At 40.8% G+C, this 20,769-nt stretch carries 18 protein-coding genes; 6 read left to right on the top strand and 12 right to left on the bottom strand.

What is annotated here, in order from left to right; all coding sequences use genetic code 11:
• Nucleotides 1–399: 399 nt before the first annotated feature.
• The gene (locus tag AB4298_RS03645) at nt 400–1,950 is read right to left on the bottom strand and encodes a dipeptidase (protein WP_371985768.1); all 1,551 of its coding nucleotides are present in this window, start codon (nt 1,948–1,950) and stop codon (nt 400–402) included.
• A gap of 210 nt (nt 1,951–2,160) precedes the next feature.
• Here AB4298_RS03645 and AB4298_RS03650 point away from each other — a divergent pair, with 210 nt between their 5' ends.
• The gene (locus AB4298_RS03650; RefSeq protein WP_371985769.1) at nt 2,161–4,356 is read left to right on the top strand and encodes a M3 family metallopeptidase; all 2,196 of its coding nucleotides are present in this window, start codon (nt 2,161–2,163) and stop codon (nt 4,354–4,356) included.
• A gap of 239 nt (nt 4,357–4,595) precedes the next feature.
• Here AB4298_RS03650 and AB4298_RS03655 read toward each other — a convergent pair whose 3' ends face one another.
• The 3 genes from AB4298_RS03655 to AB4298_RS03665 all read right to left on the bottom strand — a co-directional run bounded on the left by AB4298_RS03655 (nt 4,596) and on the right by AB4298_RS03665 (nt 5,702).
• Nucleotides 4,596–4,769: a hypothetical protein gene (locus tag AB4298_RS03655; RefSeq protein WP_248998421.1), complete on the bottom strand. Its 174-nt coding sequence runs from the start codon at nt 4,767–4,769 to the stop codon at nt 4,596–4,598.
• Between the two features lie 227 nt (nt 4,770–4,996).
• The gene (locus AB4298_RS03660) at nt 4,997–5,302 is read right to left on the bottom strand and encodes a Fis family transcriptional regulator (protein ID WP_248998420.1); all 306 of its coding nucleotides are present in this window, start codon (nt 5,300–5,302) and stop codon (nt 4,997–4,999) included.
• Between the two features lie 34 nt (nt 5,303–5,336).
• Nucleotides 5,337–5,702 (bottom strand): hypothetical protein, encoded by a 366-nt coding sequence (locus AB4298_RS03665; protein WP_248998419.1) that lies wholly within the window; start codon nt 5,700–5,702, stop codon nt 5,337–5,339.
• Nucleotides 5,703–5,897: 195 nt separating this feature from the next.
• Here AB4298_RS03665 and AB4298_RS03670 point away from each other — a divergent pair, with 195 nt between their 5' ends.
• Nucleotides 5,898–6,509, top strand: a complete 612-nt coding sequence (locus AB4298_RS03670) for a DUF938 domain-containing protein (RefSeq protein WP_371985770.1) — start codon at nt 5,898–5,900, stop codon at nt 6,507–6,509.
• Between the two features lie 32 nt (nt 6,510–6,541).
• Here AB4298_RS03670 and yjjG read toward each other — a convergent pair whose 3' ends face one another.
• Nucleotides 6,542–7,231 (bottom strand): pyrimidine 5'-nucleotidase, encoded by a 690-nt coding sequence (gene yjjG, locus AB4298_RS03675; protein WP_371985771.1) that lies wholly within the window; start codon nt 7,229–7,231, stop codon nt 6,542–6,544.
• A 250-nt stretch (nt 7,232–7,481) separates the two neighbouring features.
• Complete coding sequence (locus tag AB4298_RS03680) at nt 7,482–9,272, bottom strand: acyl-CoA dehydrogenase C-terminal domain-containing protein (RefSeq protein ID WP_371985772.1); 1,791 nt, start codon at nt 9,270–9,272, stop codon at nt 7,482–7,484.
• Between the two features lie 451 nt (nt 9,273–9,723).
• Between AB4298_RS03680 and AB4298_RS03685 the strand changes: the two genes are divergently transcribed.
• Entirely contained in the window at nt 9,724–10,572 is an 849-nt protein-coding gene (locus AB4298_RS03685; protein WP_371985773.1) for a D-hexose-6-phosphate mutarotase, read from the top strand.
• A gap of 87 nt (nt 10,573–10,659) precedes the next feature.
• On the opposite strand, the gene AB4298_RS03690 is transcribed toward AB4298_RS03685, so the two are convergent.
• Nucleotides 10,660–11,010, bottom strand: a complete 351-nt coding sequence (locus AB4298_RS03690) for a hypothetical protein (RefSeq protein WP_248998414.1) — start codon at nt 11,008–11,010, stop codon at nt 10,660–10,662.
• Nucleotides 11,011–11,357: 347 nt separating this feature from the next.
• Here AB4298_RS03690 and AB4298_RS03695 point away from each other — a divergent pair, with 347 nt between their 5' ends.
• From AB4298_RS03695 to AB4298_RS03705, 3 genes are all read left to right on the top strand, one after another.
• Nucleotides 11,358–14,636, top strand: a complete 3,279-nt coding sequence (locus AB4298_RS03695) for an intermembrane phospholipid transport YdbH family protein (protein WP_371985774.1) — start codon at nt 11,358–11,360, stop codon at nt 14,634–14,636.
• Nucleotides 14,637–14,817: 181 nt separating this feature from the next.
• Nucleotides 14,818–14,979, top strand: coding sequence for a YnbE family lipoprotein (locus AB4298_RS03700; RefSeq protein WP_248998544.1), 162 nt, complete (start codon nt 14,818–14,820; stop codon nt 14,977–14,979).
• A gap of 23 nt (nt 14,980–15,002) precedes the next feature.
• The gene (locus AB4298_RS03705) at nt 15,003–15,323 is read left to right on the top strand and encodes a YdbL family probable chaperone protein (protein ID WP_248998412.1); all 321 of its coding nucleotides are present in this window, start codon (nt 15,003–15,005) and stop codon (nt 15,321–15,323) included.
• Between the two features lie 161 nt (nt 15,324–15,484).
• On the opposite strand, the gene AB4298_RS03710 is transcribed toward AB4298_RS03705, so the two are convergent.
• From AB4298_RS03710 to AB4298_RS03730, 5 genes are all read right to left on the bottom strand, one after another.
• Nucleotides 15,485–16,069 carry a GDYXXLXY domain-containing protein gene (locus tag AB4298_RS03710; protein WP_371985775.1) on the bottom strand — a complete coding sequence of 195 codons (585 nt, stop codon included), beginning with the start codon at nt 16,067–16,069 and terminating at the stop codon, nt 15,485–15,487.
• Complete coding sequence (locus AB4298_RS03715) at nt 16,066–17,211, bottom strand: DUF4401 domain-containing protein (protein WP_371985776.1); 1,146 nt, start codon at nt 17,209–17,211, stop codon at nt 16,066–16,068. The genes AB4298_RS03710 and AB4298_RS03715 overlap by 4 nt, the downstream gene beginning before the upstream one ends.
• A complete protein-coding gene (locus AB4298_RS03720) occupies nt 17,198–18,262 on the bottom strand; it encodes a DUF2157 domain-containing protein (protein ID WP_371985777.1) in 1,065 nt (354 codons plus the stop codon). The genes AB4298_RS03715 and AB4298_RS03720 overlap by 14 nt, the downstream gene beginning before the upstream one ends.
• A 188-nt stretch (nt 18,263–18,450) precedes the next feature.
• On the bottom strand, nt 18,451–19,602 hold the full coding sequence (locus AB4298_RS03725; RefSeq protein WP_248998408.1) for an AI-2E family transporter: 1,152 nt from the start codon (nt 19,600–19,602) through the stop codon (nt 18,451–18,453).
• A 10-nt stretch (nt 19,603–19,612) separates the two neighbouring features.
• A complete protein-coding gene (locus AB4298_RS03730) occupies nt 19,613–20,281 on the bottom strand; it encodes a potassium channel family protein (protein WP_248998407.1) in 669 nt (222 codons plus the stop codon).
• Nucleotides 20,282–20,769: the final 488 nt, after the last annotated feature.

Consider the following 20,769-nt stretch of genomic DNA (forward strand, 5'->3'; position numbering starts at 1 on the left):
TTATCGTGGATAAAAATGGTGCGCTATTGTTACAGAAGCACACTGAAAAAGGGTTGATAACTATCACGTTAATAATCAATGAGTAATGCCAATTATCTAAAACGGATCAGCAAGCACAATTTGGGTAAAAATCTTAATTATGGTAACCGCTACAAACGCTTTGTTATTTTCGCGATATATAATCCATAAAAGCACATTATAAATGTCCTCAATTTAGCAATCGTATACTCGGTAGGTATCTAAAGGAGCGTCTTTTATATGTAAGCGCAAAGAGAAACGGCGCTAATTACTTAGCGCCGTTTAGAAGTACCCACTATCAATAAATAGACAAAGAGTATATGAACAGTAAAAGCGCAGCCAACCTGAATGTATTAGCGCTTTCCCTACAACTGGCTACAACTACTTACCTTCAGTCGATAATTCAATAAACGCTGCGGTATACATTTTCAAATTCAGCATAAATTGCTCATAAGTAATAAATTCATGCTCGCTATGACCCGTATATTCAACACCTGGCATCGCTGGCCCAAAACTGAGTGCATTTGGGAATAGTTTACTGTTGGTTGAGCCACCAATTGAAACGGGTTGTGGATTAATTATCCCAGTATAATGTTCAAATACGGTCAATAATGTCTCTAAATGAGGAGCCCCTTCCATCACCATCGGTTTACCCCAATAAGTTTCTAACCCAGATATGCTAACTTGATGTTTTCCCTGCCATAAATGCATAGCGCTCAAAGCTTGTTTATCCAAGGTTTCTGCCGATTTACCTTTAGGGCGTCTTAGGTTTAAGGTAATTTGGGTACCTAAATCACCTTGCTTAACCACCGTAGCAGCAAGAGTCATATTCCCCATAAAGTCATCTTTATAAGCAATCTCACCAAATTGCTCTGCATATAGGCCTAAACCCACCATTTCGCTAATAAATAATTGCGTCTGCGATGCCGTTGTTCGAGGCCAAGAGTGGATTGATAATACATTTGCAAGATGCGTCACGGCATTCACTCCATCTTCTGGTGTCGATGAATGTGTTGACTTGCCATCGGCATAAATGGTTAACAAATTACCTTGCTGCTCGAAACGGTAATCCATTTGTACTTGGAGCTTCGCTTGAGCTTCTAACTTATTACGTAGTTCGGGAGCGACATTAATGAGCTTTGCTACGGCTTGCTGCGGCACTTGGCTGGCAAACACGCCACCAGAGAAATAAGTTAACTTAGCAAGATCAGCATTTCGATTTACCTGCTCTACATTGGTCTTTGCCTGAGGGTTATTCAAAGTAAACGCAATTTGGCTCCAGCCTTTTTCTGCAGTTACTACAGGGTATTCAGCGTCGATAGTGATATTGATATCAGCTGGAGTAAAAGTCTTTAGAAACTCTCTAAGTGGCTGCCAATCTGACTCTTCAGCCATGTAGACCATTAACTCTATGCGTCGATTAAGTGCAATGCTTTTATCCTTAATAGCTTTCATCGCATACATTGCGGTCACTATTGCTCCTTTATCATCTTCGGTGCCACGGCCTATGAGCTTTCCTGGCTCTGACGTCGAATCTAACAAAAACGGACTTTGTTGCCACAACGCTGGATCGGCTGGTTGCACATCACCGTGAGTGATTACCCCTAGCTTATTTTCACTATCACCTAAGCCAATTAACATCACATAGCCATGATCACTAAAATCCAGTCCTAACTCGGTACTCAAGGCCTTTAATTCTGCTTTAAACCCGATAAATTGTGGGTTTGTGTCAGGTGTTTTCCCAGGTATTGCGGTCGTATCAAAAGCCACTAATTTAGCTAAGTTAGCTACCATCGGCTCTGAATAGGTGTCTACAGCATAATTTGCCACATCATCACTGGTTAGTGAAACCGCAAGGACAGGAACAGAAAAGAAAGCAGTTGTTAGCGTTGACACTATAGTAGTGACAAAAACAAGGGTAGGTAATTTCATGGTATTCCATTTGTTATTATTAATGTTACAAGTCGGAGTTTGCCATAAAAAAACCGTCAAAATGTGTAAAAAATGACTAACTGAACGCTTTGTTACAAAGTTTCCAGCTTTATAATAGATTTAACACCAATAACCATGATATTTAAAGAGCTTAACGCCAGCGTAATTTATGTGGCGATTTTTCACACAAGCAAATTCGGGGATATAAATATGAAGGGATTAACCCTCAAACCAATCGTGTCAGCAGTTGCTCTAGCACTCGCACTTACTGCATGTAGCGCATCAAATACAACAAATACAACAAATACAGGCGCAGAAGCACAAGTCGCACCAAATGTTGTCGCCCAACAGATTATTGAAAACAACGCTAACAATCCATTTTTCAAACCTTACGATACCTATTTAGGGATCCCTGATTTTGCAAAGATTAAGCCTGAGCATTATTTACCTGCTTTTAAAGCCGGTATAGCGCAACATAAGGCTGAAATCCAAGCGATTATCGACAATCCTGCAGTACCAACGTTTGCAAACACTATCGAAGCGATGGAATTTTCTGGTGAGCTAACGACGAAAGTAGCTAGCGTGTTTTATAACCTAACTGGTGCTGACACAAACAAAGAATTACAAGCAATTTCAAAACAAGTATCGCCTATGCTGTCATCTGCAAGTGATGATGTTTTGCTTAACGACGCTTTATTCCAAAAAGTAAAAGCTGTTTACAATCAGCGCGACAATCTAAATCTAAACGTCGCTCAAGCTAAACTTTTAGAAGATACATATAAATCATTCACCCGCGGCGGTGCTAACTTAAGCGAAGGTGATAAAACTAAGCTCCGTGCGCTTAACGAGCAAATCGGTAAGTTAGGTCTAGAGTTTGGCGACAACTTGTTAGCCGAAACTAACGCATTTGAATTGGTCATCGACAATAAAGCGGATCTATCAGGCTTACCTGAAGATGTTATCAATACTGCTGCACAAACGGCAACTAAGCGTGGCCATGATGGAAAATGGGTATTCACGACTTCTCGTCCATCTATTACTCCGTTTTTAACCTATGCAGACAACCGCGATCTTCGCGAAGCGCTTTATAAGGGTTATGTTGAGCGTGGCAATAATGATAACGCTAACGATAACAAGAAAATTCTGGCTAAGATGGCTGCACTGCGTGCCGAACGTGCGCAACTTATGGGTTACAAAACTCACGCACACTTTGTACTAGAAGAACGCACAGCAAAAACACCTGAAAATGTATATGAGCTGCTTAACAAAGTATGGCCTGCGGCACTTGCTCAAGCAGAAGCTGAAGTGGCAGACATGCAAGCGCTTATCGACTCAGAAGGCGGCGACTTTAAATTAGCGGGCTGGGACTGGTGGTACTACTCAGATAAAATCCGAGTCGCTAAATACAGCTTTAACGAGCAACAAACTCGCCCTTACTTCTCACTAGAGAACACGTTAAAAGGAGTGTTCTACACGGCAAACCGTTTATTTGGTATTACCGTAAAAGAGCGTACAGATCTGCCTAAGTACAATGACGAGGTACGTACTTGGGAAGTGTACGACAAAGATGGTGAACTAATGGCTATCTTTATGGGTGACTACTTTGTCCGCGATAGCAAACGTGGCGGAGCATGGATGAACTCATACCGTCAGCAGTACAATATGGACGGCGTTGAATCTAAGCCTATTATCGTCAACGTGCTTAACTACCCTCGCCCAGTTGGCGATGAGCCTGCACTGCTTACATTTGATGAAGCAAGTACCCTATTCCATGAATTTGGCCACGCACTACACGGTATGTTGTCAGATGTTGAATATCGCTCGCAAGCAGGGACTTCAGTACCACGCGATTATGTTGAGTTCCCATCTCAAGTGATGGAAAACTGGATGACGCAACCTGAAGTGCTCGCGCAGTTTGCTAAGCACTACAAAACTGGCGAAGTGATCCCACAAGAGTTGGTTAAAAAAATTCAAGCAGCAAGCAAGTTCAATCAAGGTTTTGCTACCGTTGAATACATGGCTGCAACTAAGCTTGATTTAGATTGGCACACAGTGACAGACTTCATGCCAAAAGATGCTGCAAAATTTGAAGCTGAGTCATTAAACAAAATGGGATTGATTGAAGAGATCGCACCGCGTTACCGCAGTACATACTTCTCTCATATTTTCTCAGGCGGATACTCTGCAGGTTACTACAGCTACATCTGGTCTGATATTTTAGGCGCTGATGCATTTGAAGCCTTTAAAGAAAATGGTATTTTCGATAAAGCGACAGCTGATGCCTTTAGAGATAACATCTTGTCTCAAGGTGGCAGTGAAGATCCTATGCAACTTTACAAGCAATTCCGCGGTAAAGAAGCGGGCATTGAGCCACTACTACGTAGCCGTGGTTTACTTGCAAAATAAACCTAGCCACTAAAACCAGATAACAAAAAGACACGCATATTGCGTGTCTTTTTTATTTCATATCTAGGTTAACAATCTCAGAGCTTCCACCAGTGCGTATAACTTGATAAAAATACTGCTTATGACCAGTCCTGTACTATACCGCACCTATCAATAACAAAAAGCTCCCTTAAATTAGCGAGAGCTGTATTATTTCAAATGACACCAAGTTTAATCGCTTTTTATTGAGTAAAGTTGTTCTATTGCCAAAGCTGATAAATCCAGCGCGCACCATAAAATCCGGCCGGCAATCCAGCGACTAAACCAATAACAAAAACAAATGAGCGTATACGCTTACGATTTAGTTCTGATAGCAAAGCTTCAAAATCAGCATCATTTAGCGACTCTTCAGCCGAGACCTTCTCAGGCTCCATATTTATGAGACTCCTTGTCAACAAACTATCCGGTAACGAATTTCAATTTGTATTATAGCTATAGTGTAAACCAATTTAAGTTACTAGCTGGTAATACATTTGGTGAATAAATGTTTCAGCAAGACCGCTCACTCAACCCCAATATATTGACTCACTTGATATCGTTAACTTTAAATCCTTTAAATGCCCGTCCAGAGCGAGTTGCTGCTAAACAAACAATATTACTTTTAAGTGTTGCTTGGTAACACTTCAAAACGGCATTGTTTCATAGCATTGGCGAGGACAATATTATCAAGCGCTAACTCTTGTTCAGTACTGACAATCAGTTTGCTTATTAGCCCTTCTGCTCTCGCTTTATTTAGATCCTCATGTGAATCAAACATAAAACGTATTGTTAGAGTTTGATTCACTTTTGCAAAATTAACTTGGTGACTTAGCCATTTAAAACCTGAGATCTCACTTTTTGCACTTTCACATATTGAGGTCAGCGCAATACGGATAGCATTATCGATTTTTTTGTCTGTTTTCGTCACCCGTTGCTCCACTAAAAATTTCTCTTGTTAGCCACTATCCCTGATTGATGACTATTAGCTTTTCAATAAATACTTTAAGTGCTTCTTTACTGTCAAAACTAAAGGCTAATCCATAGTGAATACCGTTTATGCTTTTCTGCACACGCTTAGGAAACCTTGTCATTTCTGAATAATGACAATATTGCGCTTTAGGGTTAACTCCATCTAATTCGGCAAAGTCAGCTATAAAAACTTCATAGGCCGGACGGATCACCAATTGCGCCTGCTTACCATCTAGGTAAAGATAAAATGGCTCTTTTAGCTTAGGCAACATGTACTCGGTAACTTTCTTGATAGTGAAGTTTGTTCTGCACTCAAGTTCGCTTAGTAACGAAACTATTTCATTGTGTTCTAAAGCCAAAATACTTGCCTTGTTATCTGCAAAATAGAGGCTAGATATTAACTCTTTTTTATAGTGATACCTAAAGCTAATTCCCCACAACCTCATCTAATTATATCTAGAGTGATGATTAGGAGCCAATATCTACACAGCAATTGAATTTATACGGCAGACGCGGTAAAACAACTAATAACATCCGATAACAAAGCATTACCTGTGAGCTCATTACCTTACTCTCAAGCTTGTGAAAATAATAAATATGCCATTGGTTCGGTACTCGAACATTGCTTTAACCAATCACGCCAAGTGCTTGAAATAGGCAGTGGTACAGGTCAGCATGCAGTGTATTTCGCTAAACTGCTTCCGCATTTAATTTGGCAAACCAGCGATCAAAGCTTTAATCATGGAGGAATAAATGCGTGGCTTACAGCAGAACCTAGCTTGAATCTTCGTCCGCCACTAGTACTTGATGTGACCCAAGCTTGGCCTATAGAAAAACTCGAACTGCCGATTATTGATGGGATTTTTACCGCGAATACTTTACACATTATGTCTAAAGCTATGGTGCAAGATTTATTTAAAGGCTTAGGTGAACATTTAAGCCTTGGTGGACAACTCTGTGTGTACGGCCCCTTTAATTATCAGGGGCAATACACCTGTGATAGTAATCGGAATTTTGATCAATGGTTGCTAGAGCAAAACCCTCAAAGTGCAATTAGAGACATAGAGTGGATAACTGAGCTTGCAATAGAGCAAGGGCTAAAACTCAAAGCAGATCATCCTATGCCTGCCAACAATCGTTTACTTCACTTCGAAAAAAACGTCTGATATTCAACCAATTAACTTACGCAATAAGTCTGTTATTTAAAAGACTTATTGCTCGTTAAGAGCTCTCGTAGTTCGCATAAAGAACTTACGTGGTAATTAGGGTTAATTCCTGCAGGTTGTTCAGAGCCATCACTGTTTAGCCAACAAGTATGAATACCAGCATTTATGCCTCCTAAGATATCTGAATGCGGGTTATCTCCAACCATCAATACCGACTCTTTGTCTGGGTTACCCATCAAACTCAATGCGTGATTAAAAATACCCACATCAGGCTTAGCGAGACCAACCTCTTCTGAAATGACTAATGGCGAAAAACAGTTAGCTAAACCAACTTTTTCTAAGCGTACAGTTTGCAACTCGGTAAAACCGTTAGTAATAATTCCCATGTTAACCCTGCCCGTTAGCGCATCGATCAACTCCTGTGCGCCAGGCAGAAGTTGACAGATCTCTGCCATTGCGGCAAGAAAACTACTATTAAGCTGCTGAGTAGATACCGTTAACTTTTTTGCCCACTCTTCAAAACGAATATTTTGTAGTTGTTTGGCGGTTAGTTTACCGTCTTGATAATCGACCCAAAGAGGCTTGTTCACCGTTTGATAGTGCGCAAAATCTTGACGAGTAAAATCTACGTCAAATCGTGAAAACATCAGCTGTAAGCCTTGAAAAGCATCAAAATGAAACAAGGTCTCATCAGCGTCAAAAAGTACCCATTTATACTGCATGTCTATCCTAATTAAATGAATACAGCCATTGCTGCTAATTGTATTTAATAAAACTATGGCCCATAAAGGCTAGTTCGTAAGGTGCGCCAAGGTTAGCTTAGATAAGGGGGAGATGTCTAACAGCAATCACTAAAAGGTATATAGAGCAGAACTCTAGTTTTAAAAAGGATGTTAAAATAGATTATTGATTAAAAGCACTCTTACGACTTATATCTGCAAGAGTGCTCAGCAAGGAAAATAATCTTAACGATTAAAAAGCACGATTATCAAACCCGCAAATGTCTTCACTAGCTAATTGAATTTGCTTACGCAGACTGCGAGTTTTCGCCCCCCAATAATGCATAAAGAACTTAGCAGTATTGAGCTTATCTTGATAGAAGGCCGTTTCTTCAGTACCTGCTGCTATTGTTTGTATTGCTTTTTCTGCGGTTCGAGTCCACATCCATGCTAGCGCAGCGATCCCTAAAATTTGCATATAGGCCATAGACGCAGCTCCTATTAAATCAGGGTTTTTAGCTGCGTTTGTTGTTAAGTAAGCAGTGGCCTTTTCAAGGTCGCCAGCAGCATCCATTAAACCAGCAAGGTATGGCTTCATCTCTTCAGTGCCCCTATTACGTTCTATCAAAGACTTGACTTCTAAGGACCATATTTGCAGTGCCTCTCCCTTATCTGACAACAACTTACGGCCAACAAGATCTAAAGCTTGTACGCCATTAGTACCTTCATAAATCATTGCGATACGACTATCACGTACGAATTGCTCCATGCCCCACTCATGAATATATCCATGTCCACCAAATACCTGTTGTGCATCAACACAAGCTTTAAAGGCTTGATCTGTGACAAAACCTTTTACAATCGGCGTGAATAATGCGGCAAGTTTGGATGCCACTTTAGCGCACTCGTCATCGCTATGCCTTTCAGATTCATCTAGCCAAAGCGCTTGTTGCCCCATTAATGCTCGAGTACCTTCATTAAATGACTTTTGCGACAATAACATTCGGCGCACATCCCCATGCATCAAAATAGAGTCAGCCGCCAGCTCGGGCTGCTTAGCACCACTTAGTGCTCGACCTTGAATACGATCTTTTGCGTAAGCAAGTGCGTTTTGATAAGCAATTTCAGATACACCTAACCCTTGCAGTCCAACGCCTAATCTTGCTTGATTCATCATTGTAAACATGGCTCGTAGCCCTTGATGCGGCTCACCTACCAGCTCTCCAATTGCACCATCAAAATTCATCACGCAGGTTGAGTTACCATGGATCCCCATTTTGTGTTCTAAACTCGCTGCACAAAGCGTATTTGGATCGCCTAAACTGCCATCTTTGTTAATCAATATTTTAGGCACCACAAATAACGAAATGCCTTTAACCCCTGCAGGTGCATCAGGCAGCTTTGCTAATACCAAATGTACAATATTGTCAGTTAAATCATGATCGCCTGATGAGATAAAGATTTTTTCACCAGTTATAGCAAAAGTGCCATCCGCTTGAGGGATCGCTTTAGTTCGCAACAATGCCAAATCCGTGCCCGAATGAGACTCAGTAAGATTCATTGTGCCAGTCCATTCACCACTGACTAATTTCTCTAAATATTTACTTTTTAGATCATCACTACCATGAGTATGAATCGCGGCATAAGCACCGTGAGTCAGCCCAGGATACATAGCAAAAGCCATATTAGTTGAAGTTTTCATTTCGGTTGCAAACACACCGACTACTTCAGGTAAACCTTGGCCGCCAAATTCAGGGTCACAGGTTAACGTTGCCCAACCATTATCAACGTATTGCTGGTATGCATCGATAAAGCCTTGGGGGGTTATGACTTTTCCGTCAACCAAGCGACAACCTTCAACATCACCACTGCCATTGAGTGGCAGCATAATATCAGTGGTAAAATCGGCTACACCTTGCAGCACCGCATCTATCAGCTCAGGGTCAAACTCATCAAAACCTTTCAATTCATCCTGCTGATATATATTTAAGAGCTCATTTAAAACAAACTGATAATCGCGGATTGGTGCTTGATAAATTGGCATAACATCGTCCCTTTTAGTTCTTATCATTAATGGTCGGTGCTCTGACCACCTTTTAACCACCATAACTAAGTTTGGCTAAAAACACAGCAATTTTTTAGTTAAAACAACAAGGGAGCAAACATTAAAAAATCAAATTAGGATTAGAGAACGTTATTAGAAATGACCAACAAATATTTTCTCACTAAGCTCTAAAAGCGGATTATATTCACCACATGCACGGTCTTTAAATAATTGTAAAGTAAACTGAATGACTATAGCTAAAGGTTAAATACGCCAGCCTGGTGCACAATCGGTAAATAAATAATGCTAAATCTTAACCTGATGCGGCATTTGTTTGTTCAACAGAACAGCATTACCGCAAATCCGGTTAAAAGAAGGCTTATGTCGTTTTCAAAAAACGGGTAAGCTAGCTCAACTATATCGTGATAACGCTTTGAAAGGACAACACCTCATGGGTTCCGTCACCACTAATAAACATGCTAATGGATTAGAGTACGTCGACGTTAATACACCTTTGTGTAAAGCTAGGATCTTTATGCAAGGTGCACAGATTGATTTCTTTGAACCTGTTGGCCAAAAGCCATTGCTTTGGGTTTCAAGCGCTGATGACTATTCTCCTGGCAATGGGATCCGCGGTGGTATTCCAGTTTGTTGGCCATGGTTTGGCATGAACGAAAACCCTGATTTTCCTCAGCATGGTTTTGCTCGCACTCGTATTTGGGCGCTTGAGTCGGTAAAAATGCGCAACCAAATTGTTGATCTTAAGTTCACGCTAAACATCAGTGAAGAAGATAGGCTGTTCTGGCCTCACGACACCGATGTTGAATTGTTATTTACGCTAAGCGACCGCCTCTCAGTCAGCTTAGTGAATACCAACCGTAGTGATTATGACGTTAGCCTAACTCAGGCGCTGCACACTTATTTTCCAATCAATGATATCCATCAGCTACACGCTAGTGGTTTTGAGGGTGCTAAGTATATAGAGTTTGGTCAAGGTCCTTTCACTCAAGAAAATGACAAAGTTGAATTCACCCGAGAAACCGATCGAGTTTATACTGAACTAGGCAATGTACAAGAGCTTCATACTCCTGATGGTGTAATCGAAGTCAGCCGCGAAAATAGCAAGAGTGCTGTACTTTGGAATCCATGGATTGATAAATCAGCGCGGTTATCTCGCTTCAATAGCGATGACTACCTGACGATGGTTTGCCTAGAGGCTGCAAACGTATTAGAAGATAAAGTGGTCTTGGCACCTAATGAAAGTCATACGCTAACCACACATATTCGCTGGAAAGCGTAAGCCCCTTCTGTTGTGATAGCCAGTAAAACATTGTCTTTTCTGGCTATCATAAATGCGTTACTCGCCAATTATTTAATACTTATAAAATCATTCTCTAGCCAAGTCCAAATCAAGCTGTTGACCTAAGACAGGTGTATCTAGTTGGCTATTCTGTTTTTGTTCGTGATGTTGACAATCATGAGTGTTTACAGTGGCAATCGAAAAAACAAAAATGATGAAGAACAATAGATTACCAAATAGAAGGTAAGGAAGATTACCTGAGGTTTTTAATCCTATCGTCACACATCCCATTAGATTCAGCGCCAGCAATGAAAACATCAAACCAACTAAAATCTCGGTGCTTTCGATAATATGAAAATAATGCAAGATGACCATAAAGACTAATGAGCAAGTACAAAGCGCGGGAATAAAAATTAACAACCAGCCTAAGTTTTTCAATGTGAACCTCTTTTTCTGTTAAATACTGCTGGCTAAAGCATTCCTAAACGAAATAAAAATGCTTTAGCCAAAAGAACAGCGACACGCCGCTCAATATTGAGCAAGTCAGTAACAAATGGTTCAATATGTAACGATAAATATAAAAAACAACACTCGGTTATTTGGGCTAACTCACAAGATTGTCATTGTTGAAAAACATGACCTTGTCGAAATAACAGTCTCCTTGTTCATCTATTCAGGTATTAAGTTAAGGTGTTAGAATCGTCTGACTATACTAAAAGCCAGCAAGCTAGCTAAAAATCAATAATGGTTGCGGTTTTTAGCTCACAACAGATGGAACCTTGCGAGTGCAACAGGCAGTACCAAAAAGCTGGCGACAGAAAGCCACCCGATATTTAGCGTTCTCCTTTATCAGCCTAGTAGCGCTTGTTGCTATCGCCGGTCTTGTGGCGCTTAGGTATTATGAAAGAGTCACAATCGATGTCGCAAATCAGTTTTTATCAGCCTATAACACCCAAGTACACCAACTTAGCTTCAAACCACAAAGCTTAACCCAATGGCACGTAACCAGCGCTGAACTCACCGTCGATAACACGGATATAACCCTTAATGACCTCAACTTAGTCTTTGATAAAAATACAAAACCTTGGGCTTTTAATGTCTGTGATTTAAAGGCGTTATCGGTTGAAAATGTACAGGTAAGGCTCTCATTAAATTCATTAATGCTTTCAGATAAAGCACCGAATGAAACAGGCCCTGCCATCGGCCTTAACTTTGATGCATTGCCAGATATTAAGCTCAAACAAACTCACATCACGCTAAAAGGCATTGAAGACGCGGCGCTATCTTTAACCCTGCATGATCTTAGTTTGAATAATTCCGGCGAGCTCTCTAGCCGAATAGATGTAAATCAACAACGGCTACTCACTTTAAATGCCGAACTTGATGACAAAAACTGGCAAGCTAAATCCAACATAGATCTAACCTTATTACAGGATTTCACTCGCAAGTTAGCCGCCAGCGAACGCGCCATCTTGCAAAAAAGCGACAAAGTGCTGTCAATGCACGCACAGCATAGCCTGCTGACGCCACTTTATGATTTGGTACAAACTATCGACGATAAAAATTTGAGTCTTAAAGCTACATTAGACTCACAGCTCGCACTTGATCTCAAAACTGCGCAGCTAACATCTACACACCACTTACATGGGCTCAGCCTTACGCTTGGGGATTTCGCGGACCTAACGCTACAACCCGTTGCTTTAGTAGCAACAACTGAAAGTGCAGAGTCCCCTGACTCGATTGAGTTTGCTATCAATGGCAATATTGCACAGCCAGAGCTGACGTTAGCCCCCTTAAAACTGCCTGTGACGTTTACGACAAAAACTGCAGCTAAAACGACAGCGCCAAATAAACAAGATAGCCAGTTAACCCAAATCATTAATAAGCTTAATGACAAGCCCTTTGAAGCTGCGCTGCTAAATCTCTATCAAGCGCTTAAGCGAAACAATCATAGCTCGCCTCAGTTACTGATAAGCCTCAACCAAGCATTAACGTATCAATTAGCCACAAACTCATTGTTAATGCCTGAAATTGAGATTGCCATCATAGACAGTAAAATTGATGCAAAACTCAAGCTTGATAATACGGCGTATCAAATACTCGCAACTAATGACTTTACGGTATCTAGCCAGTGGCAACTTAACGCGCACCACCAGCAGCAGCCAATAATCATTAATCAACTATGGCCAACCTTACAAAAACTTCCCTATCAGGTAGAAATCGACAGCGCATTACTTGAACTTAGTGGCGATGTGAGTGTGAGTAAAAATCAGGCTGAGCTTACCTACGCAATTAACGTTAATCCAGCATCGACACAACAAACCCAGGGAATAAGTATCAGTCGCCACCCAACCTTAATTGCCCAAGAAGCCCAAATAGCCAAAGATGCCAAAATATCTGTAATCAGCGGCGTTAAAAACAATCAGCCAACTGTAGCTAAACGTCAAAACCATTCCCAGCTACTAACCCGCATTGGGCAGACCCAAATCAATATTGATTCGCCATTAACTTATCAATATGAGCAAGGCGATACTCACCTAACAATTCCGAGTGTGAGCTACCAATTAACCAATCTTGCAGGCGAACTCGCGTTAAAAAATAACTTAGATTCAACCGCAGATGAAACCTACAAGCTTGCACTGAATAACGCCGATTTTGCACTTTTAGCACCATTATCACTGAACTTAACCACTAACTTATTGAATGGCAAACCGCCTAAGTCAATATTGAGCCAAATATTAGACCATCAATTAAGCAATCAATTTACCCTAAACTTAAATCAACTCAGTCTTGATAAAACGACTTATGCTCAAGGCAATAGGGTAAACAAAGGTCATTCCATTAAACGTAAAAAACATACTAAACAAAAGCTGTTCAACTTCGATAACATAGAATTGTCGCAATCACTCGCCTTAAATAAACACCAACTCACTAGCGAAGAAGTCTGGCAAATTAATGACCTGCTGTTTAACAGCCAACATCAATTCCTCACGTCAGCCGCTAACTTTAGCCCATTTACATTAGTCGGAGATTGGCAGTTTAATAGTGAATTTGCACCCATTCTTCGTTTTCTCAGTCAGACAGATAGCTTACCTGATGCACTTGAGATCCAAGGTAATGCAGAAATAAACATGCATTACCTGCTGAGTAAAAATAAAAGCACACAGTTTGAATTAACTTTTGACCCAAAAGTGAATGACATTAAGGGCAGTATTAACTTGTTACCTTTTGAAGGTGGCAATATGGACACCCAATGCCAGTTTAATTGGCAGCAAAACCAAGACCATAAACGAGCTAGCCAATTCAACTGTGATAACGTCACTTTATCGTTAAAAGCCTTTAATCCCGGTGTGTTAATTACAGATATAAACGCAGAGGCAGCAGTTGCCTTTAGCAGTGAATCAAAAGTAGCGCCGTTAACTGACTCAGGGGCTAAGTCAGGGTCTAAGTCAGGAGCGGATCCTGAATCAAATCAGCAAAATTTAGCCTTAGCCCAACAGCTACTCGGGGTCAAACAAGCTTCTGTTAACCTCACGGCCAAGGGCGATCTACTCGGTGGGCAGCTGCTTATCCCTCAATTTGAAGTAAACTTAAATAAGCCCTCTTCTGCCTATTTTGTACTGCAGAGAATAGATCTAGCAGAGTTACTGGCGCTGCAACCACTCACTGGAGTCTATGCAGATGGCATTTTTGATGGAGTTTTACCCGTTCGTTTAGAAGCTGGCAAAGCCAGTGTCAACGGCGGTAAGCTTGCCGCACGGGCACCTGGCGGCTTGATCGCTATAGGCAATAACCCAGCTGTTGAGCAGATGCGCCAAAGCCAGCCTTACCTAGAGTTTGCCTTTGCAACGCTAGAACATTTAGATTACACAGAGCTTTCAAGTACCTTTGATATGACAGCTGCAGGTGATGCGACATTGAAAGTTAATGTTAAAGGCCGCAGTCAAGGTGTTGAACGACCGATTCACTTCAACTATTCTCAAGAAGAGAATATGATCCAATTACTTAGGAGTTTGCAGATTGGTGATAATTTGCAAAATCAGATAGAAAAAGCAGTGAAATAGCTTGTAGTTCGCGCATTGAGTCACTTATCAATTGCCTTGTTACAAAACCGTTTAGAAAGCCACTTAAGGAAAGGATAAGCCAATGAAAGCATTGCATGATCCTATAAAACGAAACTCTATAGCTCAACGCTTGAAAATATCAGGCTCTAAGGTAAACAGCCCGAAAATTTTATTAAGCATAATGCTGGCAATGTATGCCATAGTCGGTTGCAGCCCAACTGTCAAAATTGAGCCACCTGATAAACCAATTGTGATTAACCTCAATGTAAAAATTGAGCATGAAATCAAGATCAAGGTCGATAAAGAGCTAGATCAACTACTCGCCAACGATGAACTTTTCTAAGCAGAGCCATTAAGGAGAACCCCATGAAGTCAAAAATTCTTTTACTGGTTGCGAGTCTTATTCTCAGCTTTAATGCCTTTGCTATTTCTTTGCAAGATGCCAAAGCTCAAGGTTTAGTCGGCGAACAAGCAAATGGCTATTTAGGCGTAGTCAAAAACTCTGCAGATGCCAAAGCCGTTGTCAGTTCAGTCAATGCCAAACGCAAAGCTCACTATGAAAAAATAGCAAAACAGAATCGAATTTCGGTAAATGATGTGGCCAAGTTAGCCGCTGAGAAAGCAATCAAGGCGACTAAAAAAGGCCACTACATAAAAAACCAGTCAGGTAAGTGGATTAAAAAGTAACCCCTCAAAGCACCAACTAAATGCCGTTTAACTTTATTAACGGCATTTTACTTTAGCCTATTTTAATTACTGTGTGCTCAAAGCTATACCGTGATACATTCATTATCGGCGACAAGAATATTGTACCGACCAAGCCTATTATGCTTTGGGGTTTCCCAGCTTTAAAGCACGTTAAAGCTCTTATCGAGTAACGATTCCAATAAAAGGCTACCTTGCTCATTTACTCTAAATTGACCATATTCGGCCTGCTCGTAACGCTCTCCTTGTCCTTCTTCAAAAAAATACCCATTACTAGCAAATTTGACTTGATGATTGCGAATACGGTATTGAATAGACATCGTTGTTAGAGCTTGAGCCTCTGCCACAATATTACTGTAAGTCGTCAGCGGGATTTCATCGACACTAATTAAGCTTGCAACTTGGTTTTCATCTAGCTTGACTTGCATCGTTCCGTCAGTAGTCCCCTCAGGTACAAAAGCACTAACCTGAGCAGCGATTGCATAATTCAGCACCATATAATCCCCTTGCATTAATGAGCGAGGATCAACAGGTGCTAATGCTAATCGAATGACTTTTCCTTTAAGCAGATGTTGCTCTTTTTGGTAGATATCAAAATTTACCAGAGTAAGCACAGCCAATAGAGTTGCAATAATGACATAAGCACTTAGTGGTAATCCAAAGCTATGCTTAGATTTATTTTGCTGTTTGTTAGTCGTGTTTGCTCTGGTATTTAAACTATTCATCATTGGCAGTCAGCTTCGTTTTCAATAGAGGTTGCTTCTTGAATAGCAGTAGCAGGAAATACTTTGCTTGAAACAACTTTCACAACCAGTAACCCTATACCAAGCGCTATTAGCCATATAGATTTATCTAATAAGGGCAATTGTAAGCTGTAATAATACCAAGCAATGAAACTTATAACGCCTAGTATACCTAAAATGAAAATACCTCTTTCTCCCACATAAAAGCCAACAATCAAGATCAGCACTGCAGTCAATAGCCCTGTCATTGGTAAAGATAATAACGCCAATAAAACTAAGCCAAATATACAGAGTACCGATTGCTTGCAGTTTAACTGAGTCGTTAATGACCTTAAAATATTGGCAAATAAAGCCACCGCAATGATCAATGTGGTAATGATAGAAAGTGGGTTAGACCAAGTAGCTAAGATTGGAAAATCACTGTGTTGCAATAAAAGCGTATCGGCAAGTAAAAGCGGGAGTTGAATTAATACTAGCCAAATAGCTAACATGTACCCTAGTGCATTCAGCCGAGAAAGCAACGCGGCATACTTCGTATCATTAAGCCAAATAATGGTAAATCCAAGACTTAACACCGCCGGTAAGATCTCGAGCAACCGCAATTCATAACTCACACCTACAGCGCAGGCTATCATGCCAAAGCTCGTAATGAACTGATGGCTATAGTGTTCAACAATTAGCCAATTCATGAGTAAAACACTAAAGAAAACCAAGTACCAACTTATGCCATTATCAAAATCAAACCATTCAGTAAGGCCATAAGCTAACGATAATAAACCACAAAGACTTAGTGCCAACGCCATTTGGTTGATAAATAGTCGCCGCCCAATATTATTACGATAAATGACTATCGCAGCGCAGTTATAAACGACTCCGACTAACGTCGCAAAAAGCGTATCGAGACCATCAAAAAATAGCCCGAAGAAAGTAACCGTAAACGCTAAAACAAATAAAGATGCAACCCAAGCGGCTATCGATTGCATGAATTGGATATACCAAGGGCTTCTTACCACTGTATCTGGTTGCACGGTATCAACTAGCCCTTGCGATGCCATAGTAGCCCAAAGCTCTGTTTGCACCATCTTATCACTAGCCGTAAATCGTCCTTTAAAGTTAACTAATATCACTTAGCCCTCCTTGGCTAAAGGCTTTATGACGTTGTTTAAGCCATAGGGTCACCGCGGTAGTGGAACCTATAATACTCACACCTAACACTAAAAACATCCCAACAGGTTCGTCTCCCTCTAAGGTAGCTCTTATCAATAAGCTATTTGCTACGGCCACTAGGCTAAAGCTACCAATAGCAAGCACAAATATATCTTGCAGATATCGGTTATAGAGAAAGTAACCTGCAGTAATCAAAGCAAAATAAATCATTAACCAAATGCTATTTTTCCAGTCAAAAATAGCTTCAATAGATAATATAGTCACGATTGAAAGCGCCGCTAAGATTGTCAATTGTCTTAACAAAGGAGCAAAGAAGCGTTGTTTATGAGTAAACTGTGCTACTGGACTATTTGTAATCTCACCGCTTAAAAATAAACAAGACAGGTGCAAAGCAAGATTTAATACAAATAACCATGCCATGGCTGAGTTTGCCCCCCAAACTAGCCCTCCTGCCCCAGGAAATGCATCAAAATAAAGCAATAATGCCGCATTAACCAAGAGCCCAAAAAGCAGCCACAAGAGCTCAGTTCCTGCGACGAGTGCTAACGGCAGAACAAACAATCCCCAAACAGCAAAAAGCTGCCATGGATCCGCCCCTGTTTGATAAGTTTGACCAACTAATGCAAATAAACTACCAATAATCAAACAGATCAACAGGAGTAGCGCATTAGCGGTGGTATATCCAAACCCAAGTAAGTCTCCACGATTTAAGGCGCGCTTACGCATAACAAGGTATACCGATAAGGTCAGTAACAAACAGGTTTCTACTAACGCAAAACGCACAAACTGGCTCATATCTTGCCAATTAGCAGCAACAAAGAAAATAATACCTGAACCTATAAGTAATCCAGCTAACCAGATTAGCATAAGGTCAAACAGCGAACACCATTGCAATGAGGTCGGAAAACGGGTTTTATCTTGGTGTATTTGTGTTAATGCTGCCTGTTGTGCTTCCTTTGAAATAAGGCCATGCTCGAACCAAACCCCTAGCATAGATTTTTCGTTATTCACCCACTAACTCCCTTGTGATGACCTTAAATCAAGACCTTGCAGATTGCGATCTACTACGCAGTTTGGATTATTAAAACACAAACGGTCTTTCGCTAATATCAAACACTATAAGAAACTAATTGAAATAAATAAAAAAGGTGCCTTATAGCACCTTTTTTTATCCGCATATAGTACCGACTCAATCGAAATTAGTCGTCTGCGCCCTCGTGAGCTGGAGCGCTCACCAATTTATCGTCTTCGCCACCAGCAGCTTCCGCTGGCTTCTTTAATGCTTTTTCTGCTTTTAGCCAGGTCATAAATAGTTCATACCATATAGCTAAAACCACAGCACCTAAAAATAACCCAATAATACCAGCGGTTAACATGCCACCGATCGCGCCTATTAGAATAACTGGCATTGGCACATCTACACCGCGCCCCATCAGCATAGGTTTTAACACGCTATCAGAAATACCAGCCACTAAAACCCAAATAGTAAATATAGTTGCAGGCGTTGAATCATGTGTTGAAAACACATAAAAGATCAGTGGTAACACCACTAACAGCGGCGGTAATTGTGCAATTCCCAATATAAACACAATAAAAGTAAATAACCCTGCAGCCGGAATACTAAAAGTAAACAACGCTGAGCCAATTAAGATGGATTGAATAAAGGCAACACCAACAACCCCTAATAACACACTACGGATAGTCGCAGCAGTTAAACTCGTCCACTCTTCACCGTGAGTCCCCGCCACTTTGACGGCCACCGTACTAACGGCTGCTGCAGACTTTTCTGCATGAGCCATAAAACCACCAGCAATAGCCAATGAAATAATAAACATCACCAAAGTACCTAAGCTACTGCCCAACATACCAGCGGCAGCGCTCACACCGGTTTTAATTTGTGGCAAAAAATGTAGCACAGCCTTCTCTAAATTAGTGGCAAATAATGCCCATATTTCATATAGCTTATCGCCAACTAAGGGGAGATCTGCAATCTTTTGGGTTGGCCCTGGGATATCAACATCACCAGATTGCAAAACTTCTATTGTGTGAGAAATCCCTTCAAAAAGAGAGCTCGACACAATCCAAAATGGTGCAATAAGTAGAATAATCCCAGCTAACGCTAATATGCTGGCAGCAACACCACGCCGCCCTTTAAGCGCACGCTCAAGTCTTTGTGTCATTGGCATTAGCGCTACCGCAATAATCGCTCCCCAAAGCACAGGAATAACAAAAGGTTTAATGATGTCGTACGTCCAAACAACCAATATAAACAGTAAGCCAATCCGAATAGCGGACTCCATCATGTTATTGATAAACAACTTACTTTGACTATGTTGCATAGGGTTTTCCATATTAAGCTTCCTATTGGGTTTCCTTATGAGCCAATCCTGAACTCACCAAACTAGCAACGACAATCGCCATGTAAAACACGCCAGCAATTGCCTCCATATAAACTGCAACTTGTGCAAAAGGGGTATTTGGGCTGATATCGCCATAACCTAGTGTGGTTAAAGTGACGAAACTAAAATAAGCCATTTGAGAAAAATTTTGACCCCACGCGCTATGCTCAATACCAGTAAAAGCAAGAGGCGAAAGCGCCAAAATAAGTAAATAAACTAAAGCCCACATTAGGCCAAGTAACAAAAAAAGTGCAATCGAACCAACAACCTTATTGCCATCGACAGAACCGGAGAAAAGTATTTGCCGAGCGATTGAACTAAATGTCCCCCAAAAAAAAGCAAACATAAGCATCAGCATAAAGAGATCAATATAAGGAAGAGAGGTAAATCGTTTCACCATTGCTGCTATCAGCCAAACAACAATCAGCCCTTGCATAAAACGCTTCCAACTTTTGTCCACGCCTAGGCTGATCACACAAACTAAAAAGGTTATCGCAATAACCCCATCGAGCAGTGATTCAAGCATGCCATCAGCAACAGATTTAACTAAAGAAGCACTTAATAACAACACCACGAGAGCGGCGGTCATATAGTAAAAATTATTGTGTTTAGTTATTATTTTTTTTATCAAACTGGCGATTCCTTGTCAGCTCTCATTTTTCCGCCATAACACTTATTAGTTATTAGGCTAACACTTTCAATACAATAGCTTAGTTTAACTGCAATTGCTGATATTTTTTAACCGCCTATCCTCTAATTAAGCTGTAAAGAGTATTAAAATTGATTAGCAGTCTATTGATATGCGAGAACGTTAGCTTTGAATAACGGCATCCTTAATACCAAGCAACAACACAATGCAATGCTCTAAAATGGGTTAAGGCCCGCTACCTGTTCGCCCTTTTATCAACTACCTCAGCTGTATCACTACTGTGTATTTGCTGTATAAATTAAGGGGGAAGACATTTGATACCTAACTTTGAAATACCTTAAACCTGTCCCCGTACTTTATGCAAGATAGTCGTTACCGCAGTGTCAGTGTATCTGCGCCACGCAGCTATTGATCCAATGGCACCTAATCCTATCAATCATATTGTTAAATCTGCTAATAGACGCAAAGTC

It is taken from the genome of Shewanella sp. 10N.261.52.F9 (assembly GCF_041471165.1).
Lineage (GTDB): Bacteria > Pseudomonadota > Gammaproteobacteria > Enterobacterales > Shewanellaceae > Shewanella > Shewanella marinintestina.

Excerpts from the sequence above, each read along its gene's own strand:
- AB4298_RS03645 (WP_371985768.1), bottom strand. The coding sequence starts at position 1,950 with ATGAAATTACCTACCCTTGTTTTTGTCACTACTATAGTGTCAACGCTA.
- AB4298_RS03650 (WP_371985769.1), top strand. The coding sequence starts at position 2,161 with ATGAAGGGATTAACCCTCAAACCAATCGTGTCAGCAGTTGCTCTAGCA.
- AB4298_RS03655 (WP_248998421.1), bottom strand. The coding sequence starts at position 4,769 with ATGGAGCCTGAGAAGGTCTCGGCTGAAGAGTCGCTAAATGATGCTGAT.
- yjjG (WP_371985771.1), bottom strand. The coding sequence starts at position 7,231 with ATGCAGTATAAATGGGTACTTTTTGACGCTGATGAGACCTTGTTTCAT.
- AB4298_RS03680 (WP_371985772.1), bottom strand. The coding sequence starts at position 9,272 with ATGCCAATTTATCAAGCACCAATCCGCGATTATCAGTTTGTTTTAAAT.
- AB4298_RS03685 (WP_371985773.1), top strand. The coding sequence starts at position 9,724 with ATGGGTTCCGTCACCACTAATAAACATGCTAATGGATTAGAGTACGTC.
- AB4298_RS03700 (WP_248998544.1), top strand. The coding sequence starts at position 14,818 with ATGCTGGCAATGTATGCCATAGTCGGTTGCAGCCCAACTGTCAAAATT.
- AB4298_RS03705 (WP_248998412.1), top strand. The coding sequence starts at position 15,003 with ATGAAGTCAAAAATTCTTTTACTGGTTGCGAGTCTTATTCTCAGCTTT.
- AB4298_RS03710 (WP_371985775.1), bottom strand. The coding sequence starts at position 16,069 with ATGATGAATAGTTTAAATACCAGAGCAAACACGACTAACAAACAGCAA.
- AB4298_RS03725 (WP_248998408.1), bottom strand. The coding sequence starts at position 19,602 with ATGGAAAACCCTATGCAACATAGTCAAAGTAAGTTGTTTATCAATAAC.